The organism is Roseburia rectibacter, assembly GCF_014287515.2.
In the GTDB taxonomy this organism is placed as follows: domain Bacteria; phylum Bacillota; class Clostridia; order Lachnospirales; family Lachnospiraceae; genus Roseburia; species Roseburia rectibacter.
On the sequence record NZ_CP092473.1, the window covers coordinates 1491958 to 1509216 of the forward strand.

At 42.2% G+C, this 17259-nt stretch carries 17 protein-coding genes and 2 tRNA genes; 18 read left to right on the plus strand and 1 reads right to left on the minus strand.

The genetic code is table 11. From position 1 onward, the window contains the following. Positions 1-34 precede the first annotated feature (34 nt). From nrdD to fliB, 10 genes are all read left to right on the plus strand, one after another. Entirely contained in the window at positions 35-2224 is a 2190-nt protein-coding gene (gene nrdD / locus H8S51_RS07060) for an anaerobic ribonucleoside-triphosphate reductase (RefSeq protein WP_118488603.1), read from the plus strand. A gap of 111 nt (positions 2225-2335) precedes the next feature. After that, a complete protein-coding gene (locus H8S51_RS07065; protein ID WP_117918719.1) occupies positions 2336-2725 on the plus strand; it encodes a thioesterase family protein in 390 nt (129 codons plus the stop codon). A gap of 78 nt (positions 2726-2803) precedes the next feature. After that, a complete protein-coding gene (locus H8S51_RS07070) occupies positions 2804-3511 on the plus strand; it encodes a ZIP family metal transporter (protein WP_117918798.1) in 708 nt (235 codons plus the stop codon). 13 nt (positions 3512-3524) lie between these two features. Continuing rightward, positions 3525-3875 (plus strand): hypothetical protein, encoded by a 351-nt coding sequence (locus H8S51_RS07075; RefSeq protein ID WP_117918717.1) that lies wholly within the window; start codon positions 3525-3527, stop codon positions 3873-3875. Positions 3876-3886: 11 nt separating this feature from the next. Next, entirely contained in the window at positions 3887-4657 is a 771-nt protein-coding gene (locus H8S51_RS07080) for a YdcF family protein (RefSeq protein ID WP_006858825.1), read from the plus strand. 63 nt (positions 4658-4720) lie between these two features. After that, positions 4721-5371 (plus strand): ribonuclease H1 domain-containing protein, encoded by a 651-nt coding sequence (locus H8S51_RS07085; protein WP_186899510.1) that lies wholly within the window; start codon positions 4721-4723, stop codon positions 5369-5371. Positions 5372-5394: 23 nt separating this feature from the next. Next, the gene (locus H8S51_RS07090) at positions 5395-6498 is read left to right on the plus strand and encodes a GntR family transcriptional regulator (protein ID WP_118209127.1); all 1104 of its coding nucleotides are present in this window, start codon (positions 5395-5397) and stop codon (positions 6496-6498) included. A gap of 3 nt (positions 6499-6501) precedes the next feature. Further along, complete coding sequence (gene nrdG / locus H8S51_RS07095) at positions 6502-7020, plus strand: anaerobic ribonucleoside-triphosphate reductase activating protein (RefSeq protein WP_117918711.1); 519 nt, start codon at positions 6502-6504, stop codon at positions 7018-7020. Positions 7021-7037: 17 nt separating this feature from the next. Next, the gene (locus H8S51_RS07100; RefSeq protein ID WP_117918709.1) at positions 7038-7286 is read left to right on the plus strand and encodes a phospho-N-acetylmuramoyl-pentapeptide-transferase; all 249 of its coding nucleotides are present in this window, start codon (positions 7038-7040) and stop codon (positions 7284-7286) included. A gap of 28 nt (positions 7287-7314) precedes the next feature. Beyond that, a complete protein-coding gene (gene fliB / locus H8S51_RS07105) occupies positions 7315-8388 on the plus strand; it encodes a flagellin lysine-N-methylase (protein WP_186899509.1) in 1074 nt (357 codons plus the stop codon). A 65-nt stretch (positions 8389-8453) separates the two neighbouring features. Here the strand turns inward: fliB and H8S51_RS07110 are convergent, their stop codons facing one another. After that, the gene (locus H8S51_RS07110) at positions 8454-8585 is read right to left on the minus strand and encodes a thioredoxin (RefSeq protein ID WP_117918705.1); all 132 of its coding nucleotides are present in this window, start codon (positions 8583-8585) and stop codon (positions 8454-8456) included. A 283-nt stretch (positions 8586-8868) separates the two neighbouring features. Between H8S51_RS07110 and H8S51_RS07115 the strand changes: the two genes are divergently transcribed. The 8 genes from H8S51_RS07115 (at position 8869) to H8S51_RS07150 (ending at position 17169) form a co-directional block, all read left to right on the plus strand. Further along, on the plus strand, positions 8869-9624 hold the full coding sequence (locus tag H8S51_RS07115; RefSeq protein WP_186899508.1) for a peptidoglycan recognition protein family protein: 756 nt from the start codon (positions 8869-8871) through the stop codon (positions 9622-9624). A gap of 33 nt (positions 9625-9657) precedes the next feature. Continuing rightward, complete coding sequence (locus H8S51_RS07120) at positions 9658-11154, plus strand: methyltransferase (protein ID WP_186899507.1); 1497 nt, start codon at positions 9658-9660, stop codon at positions 11152-11154. A gap of 5 nt (positions 11155-11159) precedes the next feature. Then, positions 11160-13811 (plus strand): sensor domain-containing phosphodiesterase, encoded by a 2652-nt coding sequence (locus H8S51_RS07125; protein WP_186899506.1) that lies wholly within the window; start codon positions 11160-11162, stop codon positions 13809-13811. Between the two features lie 144 nt (positions 13812-13955). Continuing rightward, a tRNA-Leu gene (locus H8S51_RS07130) sits at positions 13956-14040 on the plus strand. A 27-nt stretch (positions 14041-14067) separates the two neighbouring features. Continuing rightward, positions 14068-14151, plus strand: a tRNA-Leu gene (locus H8S51_RS07135). A gap of 266 nt (positions 14152-14417) precedes the next feature. Beyond that, the gene (locus H8S51_RS07140) at positions 14418-14927 is read left to right on the plus strand and encodes a fibronectin type III domain-containing protein (RefSeq protein WP_118209120.1); all 510 of its coding nucleotides are present in this window, start codon (positions 14418-14420) and stop codon (positions 14925-14927) included. A 116-nt stretch (positions 14928-15043) separates the two neighbouring features. After that, entirely contained in the window at positions 15044-16024 is a 981-nt protein-coding gene (locus H8S51_RS07145; protein WP_186899505.1) for a nucleotidyltransferase family protein, read from the plus strand. Positions 16025-16155: 131 nt separating this feature from the next. Further along, the gene (locus tag H8S51_RS07150) at positions 16156-17169 is read left to right on the plus strand and encodes a deoxyguanosinetriphosphate triphosphohydrolase (RefSeq protein WP_117918695.1); all 1014 of its coding nucleotides are present in this window, start codon (positions 16156-16158) and stop codon (positions 17167-17169) included. The last annotated feature ends 90 nt before the right edge of the window (positions 17170-17259 follow it).

The following is a 17259-nucleotide window of genomic DNA, read 5'->3' on the forward strand; positions in this document are numbered from 1 at the left end:
CATCAGTCAGAAACAGAAAGGGATTTGATCGGAAATGAAAATTATTAAAAGAAGCGGTATGGAGGATACCTTTGATATTAAAAAAATTGAGGCGGCGATCCGCAGGGCGAACAACAGCGTTATTGATTATGAGAAGCTGACAGATAAGCAGATTGATGAGATATCAAAAAATGTGGAAATTGCCTGTGAAAATATGAAACGTTCTCCAAGTGTAGAAGAGATTCAGGATATGGTAGAGAACCAGATCATGAATCAGCGTGCATTTAATGTGGCACGAAACTATATTACATACCGTTACAAACAGGAACTGGTGCGCAAATCCAACTCAACGGATGAACAGATCTTAAGTTTGTTAGAGTGTAATAATGAGGAAGTAAAACAGGAAAATTCAAATAAAAATCCAACGGTAAACAGCGTGCAGAGAGATTATATGGCAGGAGAGGTCAGCAAAGATATCACAAAGAGATTTTTGCTGCCGCCGGATATCGTGGAGGCGCACGAGCAGGGAATCATTCATTTTCATGATGCGGATTATTTTGCACAGCATATGCACAACTGCTGTCTGGTCAATTTAGAGGATATGCTTCAGAACGGAACTGTTATCAGCGAAACAATGATTGACCGTCCGAAGAGTTTCTCTACAGCATGCAATATCGCAACACAGGCAATCGCACAGATCGCAAGTTCCCAGTACGGTGGACAGAGTATCTCACTTTCCCATCTGGCACCGTTCGTACAGGTCAGCCGTGAAAAATACCGTAAACAGGTTCGTGCAGAACTTGAGGCGATCGGAGTTGAACCGACAGAGGATAAGGTGAAAAAAATTGCTGAGATCCGTGTAAAAGAAGAGATCAACCGTGGCGTACAGATGATCCAGTATCAGGTGATCACCCTGATGACAACAAACGGACAGGCACCGTTTATTACAGTATTTATGTATCTTGATGAGGTGCCGGAAGGCCAGCTTCGTGATGATCTTGCAGCCGTGATCGAGGAAATGCTTCACCAGAGAATCCTTGGAGTGAAAAATGAGCAGGGCGTGTACATTACACCTGCATTCCCGAAACTGATCTATGTCTTAGAGGCAGATAATATCCGCGAAGGTACGAAATACTGGTATCTGACAAAACTTGCAGCAGAATGTACTGCAAAGAGAATGGTTCCGGATTATATTTCAGAGAAGATCATGAAGAAATTAAAAGACGGCAACTGTTATACCTGTATGGGATGCAGATCTTTCCTGACTGTTGACCGCACAAAAGAAAATTATGCAAATGCAAAAAATTACGTTCCGGGTAAGAAGTATTACGGCAGATTTAACCAGGGAGTTGTCACTTTAAATCTCGTGGATGTCGCATGCTCTTCCGGAAAAGATATGGATAAATTCTGGGAACTTTTGGATGAAAGGTTAGATCTTTGTTACAGGGCTCTGATTATCCGTCATAAGAGACTGCTCGGTACACCTTCTGATGTGGCACCGATTCTCTGGCAGAACGGTGCACTGGCACGTCTGAAAAAAGGTGAGACGATCGATAAACTTTTATATGACGGTTATTCCACGATTTCTCTTGGCTATGCCGGACTTTGTGAGTGTACCAGATACATGAAGGGGGTTTCCCACACCGAGCCGGAAGGAACAGAGTTTGCATTAAAAGTAATGCGCCGTTTAAATGATGCATGTACGGAATGGAAAGAAAAACACAATATCGATTTCAGCCTGTACGGAACACCACTGGAATCAACGACTTATAAGTTCGCGAAATGTCTTCAGAAGCGTTTTGGCATTATTCCGGGAGTGACGGATAAGAACTACATCACAAACAGCTATCATGTCCATGTGACAGAGGAAATCAGTGCATTCGATAAGTTGAAGTTTGAGTCACAGTTCCAGGAGCTTTCTCCGGGAGGTGCGATCAGCTATGTGGAAGTGCCGAATATGCAGAATAATCTTGACGCTGTACTTGCAGTGATGCAGTATATTTATGACAATATTATGTACGCAGAGCTGAATACCAAGAGCGATTACTGTATGGAATGCGGTTATTCCGGAGAGATCAAGATCGTCAATGATAAGGACGGCAAACTTGTCTGGGAGTGTCCAAACTGTGGCAATCGTGACCAGAATAAGATGAGTGTGGCGCGCAGAACCTGCGGCTACATTGGAACACAGTTCTGGAATCAGGGCAGAACACAGGAAATTAAAGAGAGAGTGCTTCATTTATAAAATTCATATTGCGAAAAAGAACCGTATATCAACATTGATGTGCGGTTCTTTTTATGATAAACTGTAATGGTACTAAATCACTAAAATAATAATTTAACTTTGGAGGATAAAATGTTAGAAGCAGGAATCAAAGGACAGCATACAATTATAGTAGAGAAAGAAAATACGGCAGCAGTGATGAAAAGCGGTACATTAGCAGTATTTGCGACACCGGCAATGATTGCGCTGATCGAGGAGACCGCATGGAAAAGTGTTGCAGATGAACTCGAAGAAGGATGTGTGACTGTGGGAACGAGCCTTAATGTAAAACATCTTGCCGCATCGCCGGTGGGAATGAAGGTGACCTGCAATACCACTTTGGTGGAAGTGGATAAAAGACGCCTTGTATTTTCTGTGGAAGTAGAGGATGAAACCGGGAAGATCGGGGAAGGAACGCATGAGCGTTTTATCGTACAGGCGGAAAAATTTCAGAATAAGGCGGACGCCAAGTTAAATAGATAGGAGGGAACATTGAATTTAGTTATTGGTTTACTGGTTCCTTTTCTGGGAACTTCATTAGGGGCAGCATGTGTTTTCTTTATGAAAAACGGGTTGAACCGTCTGGTACAGAAAGCATTGCTTGGCTTTGCATCCGGTGTCATGGTGGCGGCGTCTGTGTGGTCGCTGCTGATACCATCGATTAACATGTCAGAGACGATGGGAAGATTTGCTTTCCTGCCTGCAGCAGTTGGATTTGTATTTGGAATTCTGTTTTTGCTGCTGATGGATAAGATCATTCCACATCTTCATATGAATGAGGAAAAGCCGGAAGGTCTGCCAAGCCACCTAAAAAAAACAACCATGTTGGTACTGGCTGTTACCCTTCACAATATACCGGAGGGAATGGCAGTAGGAGTCGTATTTGCAGGACTTTTATCAGGTAACAGCACAATTACGTTAGCGGGAGCATTTTCGCTGTCCATAGGGATCGCAATCCAGAATTTCCCGGAAGGCGCCATTATATCGCTTCCGTTAAAAAGTGAAGGAGGCAGTACGAAAAAGGCATTCTGGTATGGTGTGGCGTCCGGTGTGGTAGAGCCGATCGCAGCGGGGATTACGATCATATTAGCCGGAATTATTACACACATGCTGCCATATCTGCTGGCATTTGCAGCAGGGGCAATGATTTATGTGGTAGTGGAAGAACTTCTTCCGGAAGCATCAGAAGGAGAACATTCTAATATTAATACAATTGGATTTGCAGCAGGATTTCTGATCATGATGATATTAGATGTCGCATTAGGATAAGGAGCAAATAAATATGCAGAACGATTTAAGAGAACAGTTGATCAAACAATTTCCATCAGATGTGGTAGAGATACTGGATCAGAGCGGTAAACCATACTATGGCTGTCCGACCTGTAAGAGGGCAGTTACAGTAGGAACTGATAAATGTCCGGGATGCGGACAGGTGCTTGCGTGGGATCACATCCGCAAGGAAAACCAGAAAAAGGGAACCATGACGGCAGTACTTAAGTTTGAAGTAGCAGGCGATTTTACAAAAGGGGACTGCAGAAAATGTCCGCTTTCCTACATTGCAAAAGAAAAAAATGAAAATGTTTATGAATGTCCGTTGAAAATGCGTGCAAACTGTAAACTTGAGCTTATGTAGAAAGGAAATTCATGCGCGGTGTACAGATGGTCATTATAGCGGTCGGAGGCATTTTATTATTCTGGTTCTTCGCGCCGCTGTTATGCAAAGGAATTTTTAATATAGGAACGGCGACCGGGATTCTGATCTCGTTATTCCTGTTATGTTATGGAATTTTTTTCGGGCGTATGAACAGGAGAGCTTTGATATTGTGGAATGGCAGGAAAACACACTGGATATGTGTTTTCCTGCTTGTCCTTGTACTTATAATGATCATGACAGTGTTGGCAGAGACATTTCTGATGATCCACTCAGCATTACACACTCCGCCGCAAAATACGACAGCTGTTGTTTTAGGATGCAGTGTAAAAGGTACAAAACCAAGCAGAATATTAGAGGAACGTATTGATGCTGCATATGATTATCTGAGTGTAAATAAAGATGCAGTATGTATTTTGTCCGGTGGCAGAGGACCGGGTGAAGATATCACGGAAGCACAGTGCATGTATGAAGTGCTGACAAAACGGGGAATCAGTGAAAATCGTTTGATTTTAGAAGAACGATCTACAACGACGGAAGAAAATTTAAAATATACCGGAGAAATTTTAAAAGACCGTGGACTTGATATGACTGTGACACTGGTTACCAGTGAATTTCATGAATATCGGGCGAATCAGATGGCAGCCAGGCTGGGAATGAAAAGTTACAGTACCCCGGCACATACATTTTTTGTATATTTTCCCACCTATTATGTGAGGGAACTGTATGGCATTTTATATTATGAATTGCGTCATTGGGATTAGTGTGGAAGTATTTTTATAAAAACAGTGCAGTAATAAAAAGTGGAATGTCAGAGAGAGGAAAAGATGCCAGGAAAATATTATGCAGTAAAAAAAGGAAGAAAACCGGGAGTGTACCAGAGCTGGGCAGAATGTAAAGCGATGGTGGACGGCTTTCCTGGAGCAGTATATAAGAGTTTTAAAACAAGAGAAGAAGCAGTGGCTTTTGCCAAAGCTGCGACATATACCGGAGCAGATGCTGCCCCAAAGATGCAAAATGCAATGAAGAAAACAATGCAGCAGGAAGATGGGGCGATGCCGTCTGTCTATGCGTTTGTGGATGGTTCTTACAATGTGGCAACGCATGTCTACGGATATGGTGGCTTTCTGATTCATGATGGCATAAAAGAAGTGCTGCAGGGGAGTGATAAGGATGCAGAGATGGCAGCGATGCGCAATGTCGCAGGGGAAATCTGTGGCAGTATGGCTGCGATCAGAAAAGCGGTCGAATTAGGATTGCCGGAAGTAACGATTTATTATGATTACATGGGAATCGAAATGTGGGCAACCGGTGCGTGGAAGTGCAATAAAAAAGGGACAGCAGCATACCGTGATTATGTGGCATCGGTGAAAAATGTGATTGTGATTCGTTTTGTAAAGGTAAAAGGACATTCCGGTATCGATGGCAATGAGGAAGCAGATATGTTAGCAAAGCAGGCAGTGGGGAATGAGATATAAAACCGGAATCCGGGAGCAGATATATGGATAAAAAGTTAAAATATTATGATCTGATGGAGGACTTAAGAAAACAGATCGTTTCAGGAAAAATAAAGCCGGGAGAAAAACTGCCATCGGAAAATGAACTTTCCGGGACATATCAGGTAAGCAGACAGACTGTACGGAAAGCTCTGCAGATCCTTCAGAACGAGGGATATATTTATGCGGAACATGGACGTGGAACGTTTTGTTCGGAGATGGCGAGACGCACGGGTGAAACGAAAAATATAGCAGTGGTCACGACATATCTGTCTGATTATATTTTTCCGAGAGTGATCCAGGGAATTGATAAAGTCCTTACGGAAAATGGATATAGTATTCTTTTAAAGAATACAAGAAATTCCAGAAATATGGAAGCAAAATGTTTAGAAGAATTATTGCAGAAGGGAATTGATGGGCTGATCATAGAACCAAGCAAAAGTCAGATCTTCTGCAAACATATTAATTTATACCAGACGCTGGATGAATATCGGATTCCATATGTATTTATTCAAGGCAGTTATGCGCAGCTTGCAGAAAAGCCCCATATCCTTTTAGATGACTGCCTTGGAGGATATCTGGTTACAAGATATCTGATCTCACTGGGGCACCATCACATCATAGGGATATTTAAAGCGGATGATACGCAGGGACAGCAGCGGCACAAAGGGTATGTGCAGGCTTTACAGGAAGCAGGGATTGCGTATGACCCGGATAAAGTGGTATGGTTTTATACGGAAGACCGGAAAACGCATCCATATGAACAGGTGTGTCATATGGCTAAGATGAGATGTGAGCATTTCTTTGACAGTGTGGTATCGTATAATGACCAGATTGCACTAGAGGTCATCCGGGCATTAGAGGATGAAGGACTTAAAGTGCCGGATGATGTTTCAGTGACAGGATATGATGATTCCTATCTTGCGTCAAGTGGAAAAGTACCGCTCACCACGGTGGCTCATCCACAGGAAAAATTAGGTGAAATGGCAGCAGAGCTTCTTCTTGGACTGCTGAAAGAGGGAAGTGTCCCGGAGTCAGAAAAGCAGATCCTTGTGAAACCAAAGCTGGTGATCCGGGAATCCTGTATATCCCGGAAAAAGGAGGAATAAAAGATGAACTATGCGCAGATCAAACCCTGTTCCATTGAGAATGGTACAGGTGTGAGGGTGTCTTTGTTTGTGTCCGGATGCAGACATCACTGCAAAGAGTGCTTTAATCAGGAAACATGGGATTTTTCCTATGGCAAACCGTTTACAGAAAATACGGAAGATGAGATCATGCAGGCGCTTGCACCGTCCTACATTGCAGGACTGACACTGCTTGGAGGAGATCCGGGGGAACCGGAAAATCAGCAGGGGCTTCTTCCTCTTTTACAGAGAATAAAAAAAGAACTGCCGGATAAAAATATCTGGGTGTACAGCGGATATCTGTATGAGGATTTTTTGCCGGGCGGAAGGGCATATTGTGAGGCATCAGAGCCTTTTTTATCAATGATCGATGTTATGGTGGATGGACCTTTTATTTTAGGGAAAAAGGATATTGGCTTAAATTTCAGGGGATCTTCGAACCAGAGAATCATTAATGTGCCTGAAACGAGAAAAAACCAGGAAATTATATTACTGATGGAATAAAGGAAAAGGGGAATAAGATGAAGTTTTCATGGAAAATGATTGCTGCTGCATTAAGTTATGCATTAGGTGTTCTGGGTTGGTGCTATGTTGGCGGTTATAAGATCCTGACTGGTCCGGTAAAGGGACTGATCCTTGCGCAGATGGCAGGAAGCATGTCTTTGGGACGACTGGCAGCTGCAGCGATTGAAGGATTTATATATCTTTCATTAGCAGGCGGAGTCTGGTGCATTGGGTATATGTTAAGCAGTCATTTCAGGGAAGATTGAGAAATACATAGAGAGGAACGAAAAGAAAATGGTGTTTAGAGTGCCGTCATATTATAAAGAGTTCCGGTGCATTGCTGATAAATGTCCGGATAATTGCTGCAGAGGATGGGAAATTGATATTGATGAGGATACACTGGATTATTATAAGGATCTGAAAGGACCGATGGCAGAGAAAATCCGTGCATCGATCAGCGAGGATGGCAGTTTTGTGTTAAATGAAGAGGGATGGTGTCCGCTTCTGAATGAAAAGGGACTCTGCGAGGTATGTCTGACTTTGGGGGAGGATTCTCTGTCAGAGGTGTGTACGGAATATCCGAGATTTACGACGGAGTATCCGAAAACGAGAGAAAAAGTATTATGTCTTTCCTGCGGGGAAGTTGGGCGTATCGTCTTTTCAGATACGGAAACGATCGGATTTGACGAACAGATTCTTTCGGAAGATTATGATGAGTATGAGTGGGAGGAGGGGGATGATGAGCTTGCGGAGAAACTTGAAGCAGTAAGAGCACATGCGATCGGTCTGCTTCAGGATCGCACTCATTCCATAACAGAGCGCATCGCAATGTATCTCGATTATTGCTGTCAGATGCAGAAGGAGCTGTTTGAGACAGCGCCAAAAACGGAAGAACCGGAAAAGATCAGCCTTTACGAGGCATTCTTACAGCGGCTTTCGCAGTATGAGGAGCTTGAATCCATTGGTGATGCGTGGTCTGATATGGAAGATAGGCTGAAGAATTTTTATAATGAAGAAAATTATGAAAAGACGCACCGTGCTTTTATGGAGTCACAAAAGGAAAACGAGTATCAGTATGAACATCTGATGGTATATTATACTTTCCGTTATTTTATGAGGGCATTCTATGATAACAATCTGCTTGAAAAGGCGCAGTTTGCAGTTGCATCTTTTTTAATGGTGCGTGATATGGATGTCATGGTCTGGATGGAAAACGGACAGAAATTTGATCTTTCAGACCGTGTTGAAACAACGAAAGTTTATGCAAAAGAAGTAGAGCATTCCGAAGAAAATATAGAAATGTTAGGAGAATCATTTTTGTTTGAAGACGTATTTTCCGTAAAAGGTCTGCTTGCACAGATCATGTAAAAAAATAAGCCGGGTGACAGGGCACCTGACAGCTTTCATAAGCTGACGGCCTGATCAACCGGCTTTTAGTATCTGCCTGTGAGAAAATGCAGGAAAGATACAGGCTTTTTCCCGGCGGCTTTTGTCTCATCGATATATTTCTCATAGAAAGAAACAACTTCAACGAAAGACATTGCCGGATCGATTGCATAAGTCATACAACACACCTCCTTATTTGTTTTCTATAATATAGCATAATGTATCGGGAAAATCAACAAAAAACAATTCGACATATTGTGCAATATATACAAAAACTGATGAGACGGACGAAAAACTGTACAAAAGCAGGAAAATAACAAGTGTGTATTTTTACTAGATTTCACATAATAAAATTGTATAATATTACTTGAGATTTAAAAAAGTGATTATTTTTCCAGAAATGAAACAGGAAAAATAAAAATATTATACAAAATATTTCTAACATAAGAAAAAGGGGAGACTATGGATCAGGGAGAAGCAGGCCGCAGACGTGAAGCGGAAAAAAGAAGATACGAGGCACGAAAAAGAAGACAGAAGAAACGGAAAAGACAGCAGATGTTTGCAGGCGGTGTCATGATCTTTACGGCAGTTATGTTTGTGGGAGTGATTTTATATGGTGTATGGCGCATATCCCACAGGACAATACAGACACAGGATGAGATCATTGTGGAGGAAACGAAATATATTGCGGACCGGCCGGATTTTTCTGTGCAGCTTTTAGATTATAATGAATTCTCAAGACCGGGAACGGCACTTGAAAAAATAAATGGGATTGTTGTGCATTATACCGCAAATCCGGGAACAACGGCGCAGCAGAACCGTGATTATTTTGAAGGACTGGCGCAATCAGGGGAAACGCATGCAAGCAGTCATTTTGTGATCGGGATCAGTGGGGAGATCATCCAATGCATTCCATGCAATGAAATCGCATATGCTTCGAATGAGAGAAATGCCGATACGATTTCCATAGAGTGCTGTATTCCGGATGATACGGGAAAATTTACGGATGCGACTTATGGATCGCTGGTTCATCTGGTGACATGGCTGATGGGACGTTATGATCTGACTACGGATGATGTGATAAGACATTATGATGTAACAGGAAAGGCATGTCCGAAATATTATGTGGAAAATGAGGCTGCATGGGAGCAGTTTAAGTCGGATCTTGTCGATTACATAGAGACCAACGGTATTGCAAAAACAGAGGAAATACAGTAAAATGAGAGTATCAATTATGTCGAAGGAAGCAGTATGATAGAGAAATATTACGAAGCATTGCAAAAAAGAGAAAATCTCCGCGAAAACCTTGTAGAATTGCGTAACAGGATGAAAGATGAAACCGTCAGAAAACAGTTTGCGTCACTGAACGGGGATGGCAGATTACTGTTAGAACTGTTAGAGGAAGAAGATCCTAAGGTGCGTAAAAATGCAGCGATGATCCTTGGGGAACTGAGGCTGGCAGGTGCTGCAGATGCATTAGTTACGGCATATGAAAGGGAGCAGACTCTTTTTGTAAAAAGCGCGTATTTAAAGGCACTTGCCTATTTGGATATTACGGCATATCAGGAACGGCTCAAAGAGAGGATGGAAGAACTTCTCTCTTATACTCCGGCAATAGAAGAAAAAAAGCATATTGATGAGGAGGTTCGTGCACTTGGCAGGCTGTTAGAAAAGGCAGAAGATAACAAAAGTCACGCATTTACCGGATTTAAAGATCCACATGAGATGCTGCTGCTGACCGGGCATACACGTACGGATGTAACCTTGAAGGAAATTGGGGAACTTCCAGCGGATATCAGGAGAAAAACGGCAAAACATCCACTCGGAGTGGCAGTGTATACAAAGGATGTGCGTGCTATGGCAAATCTGAGAACTTACCGTGAACTTTTGTTTCCGATCCGTTTAAAGCAGGATGAGGGGCAGGCAGAAAAGTTAGCAGATGCGATCTGGCAGAGCGGTATCAGTGATTTTTTAAAGGAGTGTCATAAACAGGACACCCCGTTTCGTTTTCGTGTAGAGATCCGGGCAGATATGGAGAACGACAAAAGAGCTTCTTTTGCGAAAAAATTTGCAATACAGTTAGAGCGTGCATCAGCGAGATGGCTGACCAATTCAACGGGTGATTATGAAATAGAGATTCGTCTGATAAAGAAAAAAGATGGAGGATTTGCACCATTTTTAAAACTGTACACGATCCCGATGCGGCGTTTTGCCTACCGGAAAAATGCAGTTGCAGCATCCATTCATCCATCACTGGCAGCAATGCTTGTGGCACTTGCAAGACCATATCTCAAAGAAAATGCACAGATCTTAGATCCATTCTGCGGAGTGGGGACAATGCTCATCGAGAGAGACATTATAGAACCGGCAAGGGAAAAGTATGGGATCGATATTTTTGGACCGGCGATTGAAGGAGCAAGGGAAAATGCCTCTTTAGCGGGTGAAAAGATCAATTTTATCCATAGAGATTATTTTGATTTTAGACATGATTATCTGTTTGATGAGATCATTACCAATATGCCGGTAAGGGGAAAACAGTCACGCGGTGAGATGGATACACTTTATGCTTCATTTTTTGAAAAATCAAAAGAAATCTTAGCACCGGGCGGAACGATGATTTTTTATTCAAATGAAGAAGGCATTGTAAAGAAACAACTTCGTTTACATACAGAATACAGGTTGATACAGGAGTTTGTGATTTCAGAGAAACGTCATTTTAGTCTGTATATCGTTGGAATAAAGGGGTAAAGGGAATGGCACTTTTGAGTAGGAAGAAGGAAGATGATCCTTTAAGATCAGAACAGGTACTGTTGGATGTATCACTGATGCAGAATCTGCAGGACCGTTTCTGTGATGCGAATAACCTGTATCTGATGTGTCTTGACAGAGACCGCACGGAAGTCACAAAGACATATGGTTCGAAGGAAGAACTTGAGTATCTGGGCAGTGTGATCGACATGGACAGACATGCCGGGCTGTTAGAACGGCTGCAAAACAGCAGGATTGAAAGCGTGATTGAAGAGGACTGTGGTGCAGATGGAATCCGGATGTGCGGGGTAGCTGTAAAGGTAAGCGGAGAGGTATCTGCGATCTGGATCGTGGTCGGTATAATGGAAGATGCCGGAGAAAATGTACCGGATTACATGATGAGAACAACGCCGGAGCGTTATTATAAGTCGATCGAGTTTTTGGAAACATTGTCAAAGCAGATGTTTGCCGTCAAATTAGAGGAACTTTTAGCACAGGAGGCTTTTTTAAAGAGCCGCGAGTCGGAAGAACAGATGGAGACGGAATTAAAACGTAATGAGGCGATGACAGCGATCGTGCGTATGCTTGAGTCGGAGGACAGTTTTGATGGGATTGTCCGGGATATTTTAAAGGAGGCATGCGGGTATCTTGAGATTTCTGCTGCGGTTTTGTTCCGGGAAAATATAGACGGCGCAACCGTTAATATGATCAGTGAGTATTATTCTGCGGGAAGAGAGTCCCGGATGGATGCTTCACAGAACATTCCAAAAGCAGAATTGCCTTTTTTTAATGGAAAACCATACATGATCTCTGCAGATTCGAAGATGCCTGAGTCGTTCCGCAGACTATTTGATGCACAGAAAATGAAAGCAGGGCTGTTCCTGCCAATCGATGTTGGTGGGAAAACAGGGATGTATGTCTGCTTCTGTGAGGATGAAAAAGAACGTATCTGGGACAGTGGAGAGATTAAGTTTGTCAATGATGTCAGAAGGATCATACAGACGATCCTGGTAAAACGTATCGCGAAAAATTCACTCGCAAGTTCGTATGCGTCACTGGAGGCGATTCTTGAAAATGTGGGATGCGGAATCTACGTGATGGATACAAAAGAAAATACCATCCTGTATACAAACCAGCGTTTCCGTAAAGCGTTTGGTGGAGATATACACAGTGCCGGCATTGAAGAATGTTTAAGACAGGGAGCACAGTCAGAGGACAGCCTTTATTTCAGGGAAGTTTACTCAAAAGAAGAAAACCGCTGGTTTGATCTGCACAGTACAAGGATCAACTGGGTTGACGGAAGAAAAGTTCTTTTATGTACGATTTATGATGTGACAGATAAAAAATTATATCAGCAGAAGATTGAGCGTCAGGCAAACAATGATTTCCTGACAGGGCTTTATAACAGAATGCGCTGTGAACAGGATCTGGAACGGTATATCCGTCAGACGAAAGAGTTTGGTGGAGAGGGAGCATTACTTTATATTGATCTGGATGATTTTAAGCATATCAATGACGGACTTGGACATCAGTATGGTGATGTTTTACTTAAGAATATTTCCGGCAGCCTGCAGAGGATTCCCGGTGTGGAGAATAACTGTTACCGTATGGGCGGTGATGAGTTTATCATCATACTGGCACATCATCATATGGCAATGCTTCAGCAGATCTTAGATGAGATCAAATCGTTATTTACAAAACCGTGGATGTTAAAAGGAACAGATTATTACTGTACGATGAGTATGGGAGTTGTGCGTTTCCCGGCAGATGGGGACACGGTGGAAGAACTGATCAAAAAAGCAGATATTGCCCTTTATTCTGCAAAGTGTGCAGGAAAGAACCGTATAGAGTTTTATGATGACAATGTTGAGTCTACCTCTTACAAGCGGCTTGATCTTGAAAAGAATATGCGCAATGCAACGAGAAATGCATTCAGCGAATTTGAAGTATATTTCCAGCCAATCGTAAATATCACAAAAGAAGGAAATCCATGTGCCGGTGCAGAAGCACTGATACGCTGGAATTCAGGGGAACTTGGATTGATACCGCCGACAGATTTTATCCCGCTTGCGGAATATTTAGGACTGATCAACCCGATCGGCGAATTTGTTTTGCGTGAAGCGTGTATCCATTGTAAATACTGGAATGATATGGGGCATCCGGAGTACAAAGTGAATGTTAATCTCTCTGTTGTACAGCTTTTACAGAACGATATCGTAGAGCGGATCGCACATGTGATCGAGGAGACAAGGATCACACCGCAGAACCTTACCTTAGAAGTAACAGAGAGTCTTGCGGTCAATGATATGAGCCGGATGAAACGGATACTTGCAGATATCAGACATCTTGGAGTACGTGTTGCGCTGGATGATTTTGGTACAGGCTATTCTTCTTTAAATCATATCAGGGAGATGCCGATCGATGTCATAAAGATCGACCGCTGTTTTATCATTGATATTGGAAAAGATGATTTCTCCAACGCATTTGTAAAAATGGTCGGAGAACTGGCAACTGCGATTCATGTGAATGTCTGTGTAGAGGGCGTGGAGACAAAAGAACAGTTAGATGCGCTGATGGGATCAAAGGTTCAACTGATTCAGGGATTCTATTTTGGAAAACCGATGAAGGCAGAGATGTTTGAGAGACAGTTCCTGTAAGGGCTGTCTTTCAATATCTAAATAATCAAAACAGTTCCAAAAATTAAAAAAATAAATAAAATTAAAAAAATATCAAAAAAACTGTTGACATATTTGTTTTTCTCTGTTATTATAAATGAGTCGTCGCGAGAGAGTGATTGATACGCGGAAGTGTCGGAATTGGCAGACGAGCAAGACTAAGGATCTTGTGTTCATTGCGAACGTGTGGGTTCAAGTCCCATCTTCCGCATCAAAGATTTCTTTGATTGACGGGTTTGCAGGAGTGGCGGAATTGGCAGACGCGCAGGCTTCAGGTGCCTGTGGTAGCAATATCGTGTGGGTTCAAGTCCCATCTCCTGCATTTTTATATGTTAGGGTGAAAGAAGCATTGAGGATTCGATGCTTCTTTTTTTTGAAAAAATTAAAACCGTGAAAATAGTACCTTTTTCATAGAGAATATGCGATAAGATTATGCTAAAAAAAATTTGTATATGTTTCTTTACACTGAAGAAATAAAGAGGAAAAGGAGAAAAGCTATATGAAGAAAATAAAAACGTATGTTCTTGGAATGGTACTGGCATTTGCCATGATCCTGCTTCCATAGAATGTATCAGCAGCAACACAGGTGTGACGTTATACCGTTCGAACCATAATGTATTAGAGCGTATGAATATTGCAGAAAATTATTATTCTTCTGCATGTTCCAAAGAGGTTACATTAAAGAGCGGTACTTACTATATTGAAATTGCAGGCAGTGAAGCATATAAAGATAGCTGGGATCCGACAAAACTGAAAAACACCGGTGTGAACAATATGGGTGTGGTAAACTTAAAGATTACCACAGTCAAAAAAACCAAAATTTCCAAACTTTCCAATGTGAAAGGAAAGAAAGCACAGGTTACATATAACAAAGTAAGCAATGCAAAGGGATATGAGATCCAGTATTCCACGGACAAGAAGTTTAAAAAGGGCGTGAAAGTCAAAAAGGCAAACGCAAAGACAACAAAGGTTACTCTGAAAAAGCTGACAAAAGGAAAAAAATATTATGTGCGTGTCAGAGCATATCGTGTGGACGAGGATGACAACAGAGTAAACGGCTCATGGAGTGAGGCGAAATCAGTAAAGATCACAAAATAAGACAGCAAGGTATAAGTGGCGCGGCAGAAAAACTGCCGCGCTATTTGCATTTAGGAGGAAATCATTTATAATAGATACCAATGTGGCACAGAAGGCGGAAAACAAAGGATGGAAAAATGATTGCTTTAAATGATTATCTTTATTCCGGGGATACGGTATTTCGGATTTTAAAAAAATATACAGAAGATTTAAAACGTGTGGCAGAGGAAAATGACAGTGAGGTGGATCGGTTACACTGTAATTTCCTGATGCAGATCATGGAATTGCTAGAGCATAATGACTTTTTGACAGCACAGTCGCAGAAAATACGGGAATTTTATCAGTATATGGCGAAACAATATCCTTACCTTTCTTTTACTTTTAAAGGAAGGATCAAATCACTGATCCGTGCGGAAGCAAAATTCAACGGATATATCGTAGAGCATGTTTATAATTATTATCTGAAAAACCATGCCTATCCTCCGGTGGATGAATTAAAGGAACGGCTGAGCTGTTTCAGGGATCTGATCGCATACCGCATTGTCATATCCATGCCTAAATGCCATGTGGGAGATGAAAAGGAAAGAGAACAGGAAGAAATCAGACATTTATATGAGATCGCAAATGTGCTTAAGGTATTTTTAGAGGAGCGGGGATTTACGGCAGAACCGGCAGGCGGTATAAAGCTGAGTGATTCTCCACTGCTCAGTGAAGAAGTACGGCCGTATTACAGGGATTATATTGTGAATGAAGAACCGGATGGATACCGGTCGTTACATATTACTTTTTTTGACAACAGTGCACATTGTTATATGGAAATGCAGCTTAGGACAAAAGCGATGGATGATATAGCGGAAATCGGACCGGCGAATCATCTGGGATATGAGAAGAAGCAGGAGAGTGAACGTGCAAGACGTGATGCTGTTCCGGTGGGGGAATGTATTTATTTTGATGAGGCATATGAAAGAGGAATGAAACTGCAGCAGATTGAATTGGCAAAACTGGATGTGAATATGTTTTCGGCAATTGATAACAGCCTGATCAATGATGGGTGTGGACTTTACCGGGGAAGGCTGATCCTTCCATATGAACATTTATCTCGTTTTCAAAATGATTAATGGAAAAGAGGGCAAAGTTGAGGGCAAAATTTTGTCATTAATTTAAAATAAAAAAAGGAAATCGAAAAAGAACGCGGAATATATATATTGTAATTACTGTGTGGCAGGTTTATCCAAAGAGGAGGAACAACATGTCGATACGGGAAGATATTGAACGGATGGAATGTGAGAACTTAAGTCCGTATGCTACGCTCAGCATACATTCAAGAGGACGTGATTATCCGGAAGAACAGTGTGATATAAGACCTGTATTCCAGCGCGACAGAGATCGGATTTTACACTGTAAGGCATTCCGCCGGTTGAAGAATAAAACACAGGTGTTTCTGACACCCAAAGGAGATCATTACAGAACGAGGCTTTCACATACCTTAGAGGTATCACAGAATGCCCGCACGATCGCGAAAGCACTGCGGCTCAATGAAGATCTTGTCGAGGCGATCGCATTAGGGCATGATCTGGGACATACGCCGTTTGGGCATGCCGGTGAGTTTGTGCTGAATGGACTGTGCGATGAAGGTTTCCATCACAATGAGCAGAGTGTAAGGATCGTTGAGAAGCTGGAAAAAGACGGTAAGGGACTGAATCTGACCTGGGAGGTAAGGGATGGCATCTTAAACCATCAGACGAGTCTGATGCCGCATACTTTAGAAGGAAAGATCGTCCGGCTGTCGGATAAGATCGCCTATATCAATCACGATATTGACGATGCCATAAGGGCGCAGATACTGACAGAGGAGAATATACCGTTAGAACTTCGGAAAACACTGGGATTTTCGACGAGGCAGCGTTTAAATACACTGATACATAACATCATCAGCAACAGTGTTGGAAAAGACGATATCATTATGTCGGAGGAAGTAGAGCAGGCTATGATCGAACTGCGCAAATTTATGTTCGGCCATGTCTATAAAAATCCGGTAGCAAAAGGGGAAGAGACCAAGGCAAAAGCCATGATCGAGCAGTTGTTCTTCTATTATATGGAACATGTAGACCTTCTCCCTGAGAAATATCTGCGCATGCGTGATGCCGGTGAAACAGACCAGCGTATCATCTGCGATTACATCTCCGGCATGACAGACCAGTACGCCATCACAAAATTCAGCGAATACTTCATGCCACAGGCTTGGCAGGTAGATGGATATTAAAGTTACAATTGCGAAATTCATTGAAATCGCAAATGTTGGAAACTGAAGTTGAATTTCGCAGATGTAAGATGAATATAAACAACGAAAGGA

What these genes read in the sequence shown, in the direction of transcription:
- nrdD (WP_118488603.1), top strand. Translation starts at nt 35, where the DNA reads ATGAAAATTATTAAAAGAAGCGGTATGGAGGATACCTTTGATATTAAA.
- H8S51_RS07065 (WP_117918719.1), top strand. Translation starts at nt 2,336, where the DNA reads ATGTTAGAAGCAGGAATCAAAGGACAGCATACAATTATAGTAGAGAAA.
- H8S51_RS07150 (WP_117918695.1), top strand. Translation starts at nt 16,156, where the DNA reads ATGTCGATACGGGAAGATATTGAACGGATGGAATGTGAGAACTTAAGT.
- H8S51_RS07070 (WP_117918798.1), top strand. Translation starts at nt 2,804, where the DNA reads ATGAAAAACGGGTTGAACCGTCTGGTACAGAAAGCATTGCTTGGCTTT.
- H8S51_RS07080 (WP_006858825.1), top strand. Translation starts at nt 3,887, where the DNA reads ATGCGCGGTGTACAGATGGTCATTATAGCGGTCGGAGGCATTTTATTA.
- H8S51_RS07125 (WP_186899506.1), top strand. Translation starts at nt 11,160, where the DNA reads ATGGCACTTTTGAGTAGGAAGAAGGAAGATGATCCTTTAAGATCAGAA.
- H8S51_RS07115 (WP_186899508.1), top strand. Translation starts at nt 8,869, where the DNA reads ATGGATCAGGGAGAAGCAGGCCGCAGACGTGAAGCGGAAAAAAGAAGA.
- H8S51_RS07145 (WP_186899505.1), top strand. Translation starts at nt 15,044, where the DNA reads ATGATTGCTTTAAATGATTATCTTTATTCCGGGGATACGGTATTTCGG.
- nrdG (WP_117918711.1), top strand. Translation starts at nt 6,502, where the DNA reads ATGAACTATGCGCAGATCAAACCCTGTTCCATTGAGAATGGTACAGGT.
- H8S51_RS07085 (WP_186899510.1), top strand. Translation starts at nt 4,721, where the DNA reads ATGCCAGGAAAATATTATGCAGTAAAAAAAGGAAGAAAACCGGGAGTG.
- H8S51_RS07090 (WP_118209127.1), top strand. Translation starts at nt 5,395, where the DNA reads ATGGATAAAAAGTTAAAATATTATGATCTGATGGAGGACTTAAGAAAA.
- H8S51_RS07100 (WP_117918709.1), top strand. Translation starts at nt 7,038, where the DNA reads ATGAAGTTTTCATGGAAAATGATTGCTGCTGCATTAAGTTATGCATTA.
- H8S51_RS07120 (WP_186899507.1), top strand. Translation starts at nt 9,658, where the DNA reads ATGATAGAGAAATATTACGAAGCATTGCAAAAAAGAGAAAATCTCCGC.
- H8S51_RS07075 (WP_117918717.1), top strand. Translation starts at nt 3,525, where the DNA reads ATGCAGAACGATTTAAGAGAACAGTTGATCAAACAATTTCCATCAGAT.
- H8S51_RS07110 (WP_117918705.1), bottom strand. Translation starts at nt 8,585, where the DNA reads ATGACTTATGCAATCGATCCGGCAATGTCTTTCGTTGAAGTTGTTTCT.
- fliB (WP_186899509.1), top strand. Translation starts at nt 7,315, where the DNA reads ATGGTGTTTAGAGTGCCGTCATATTATAAAGAGTTCCGGTGCATTGCT.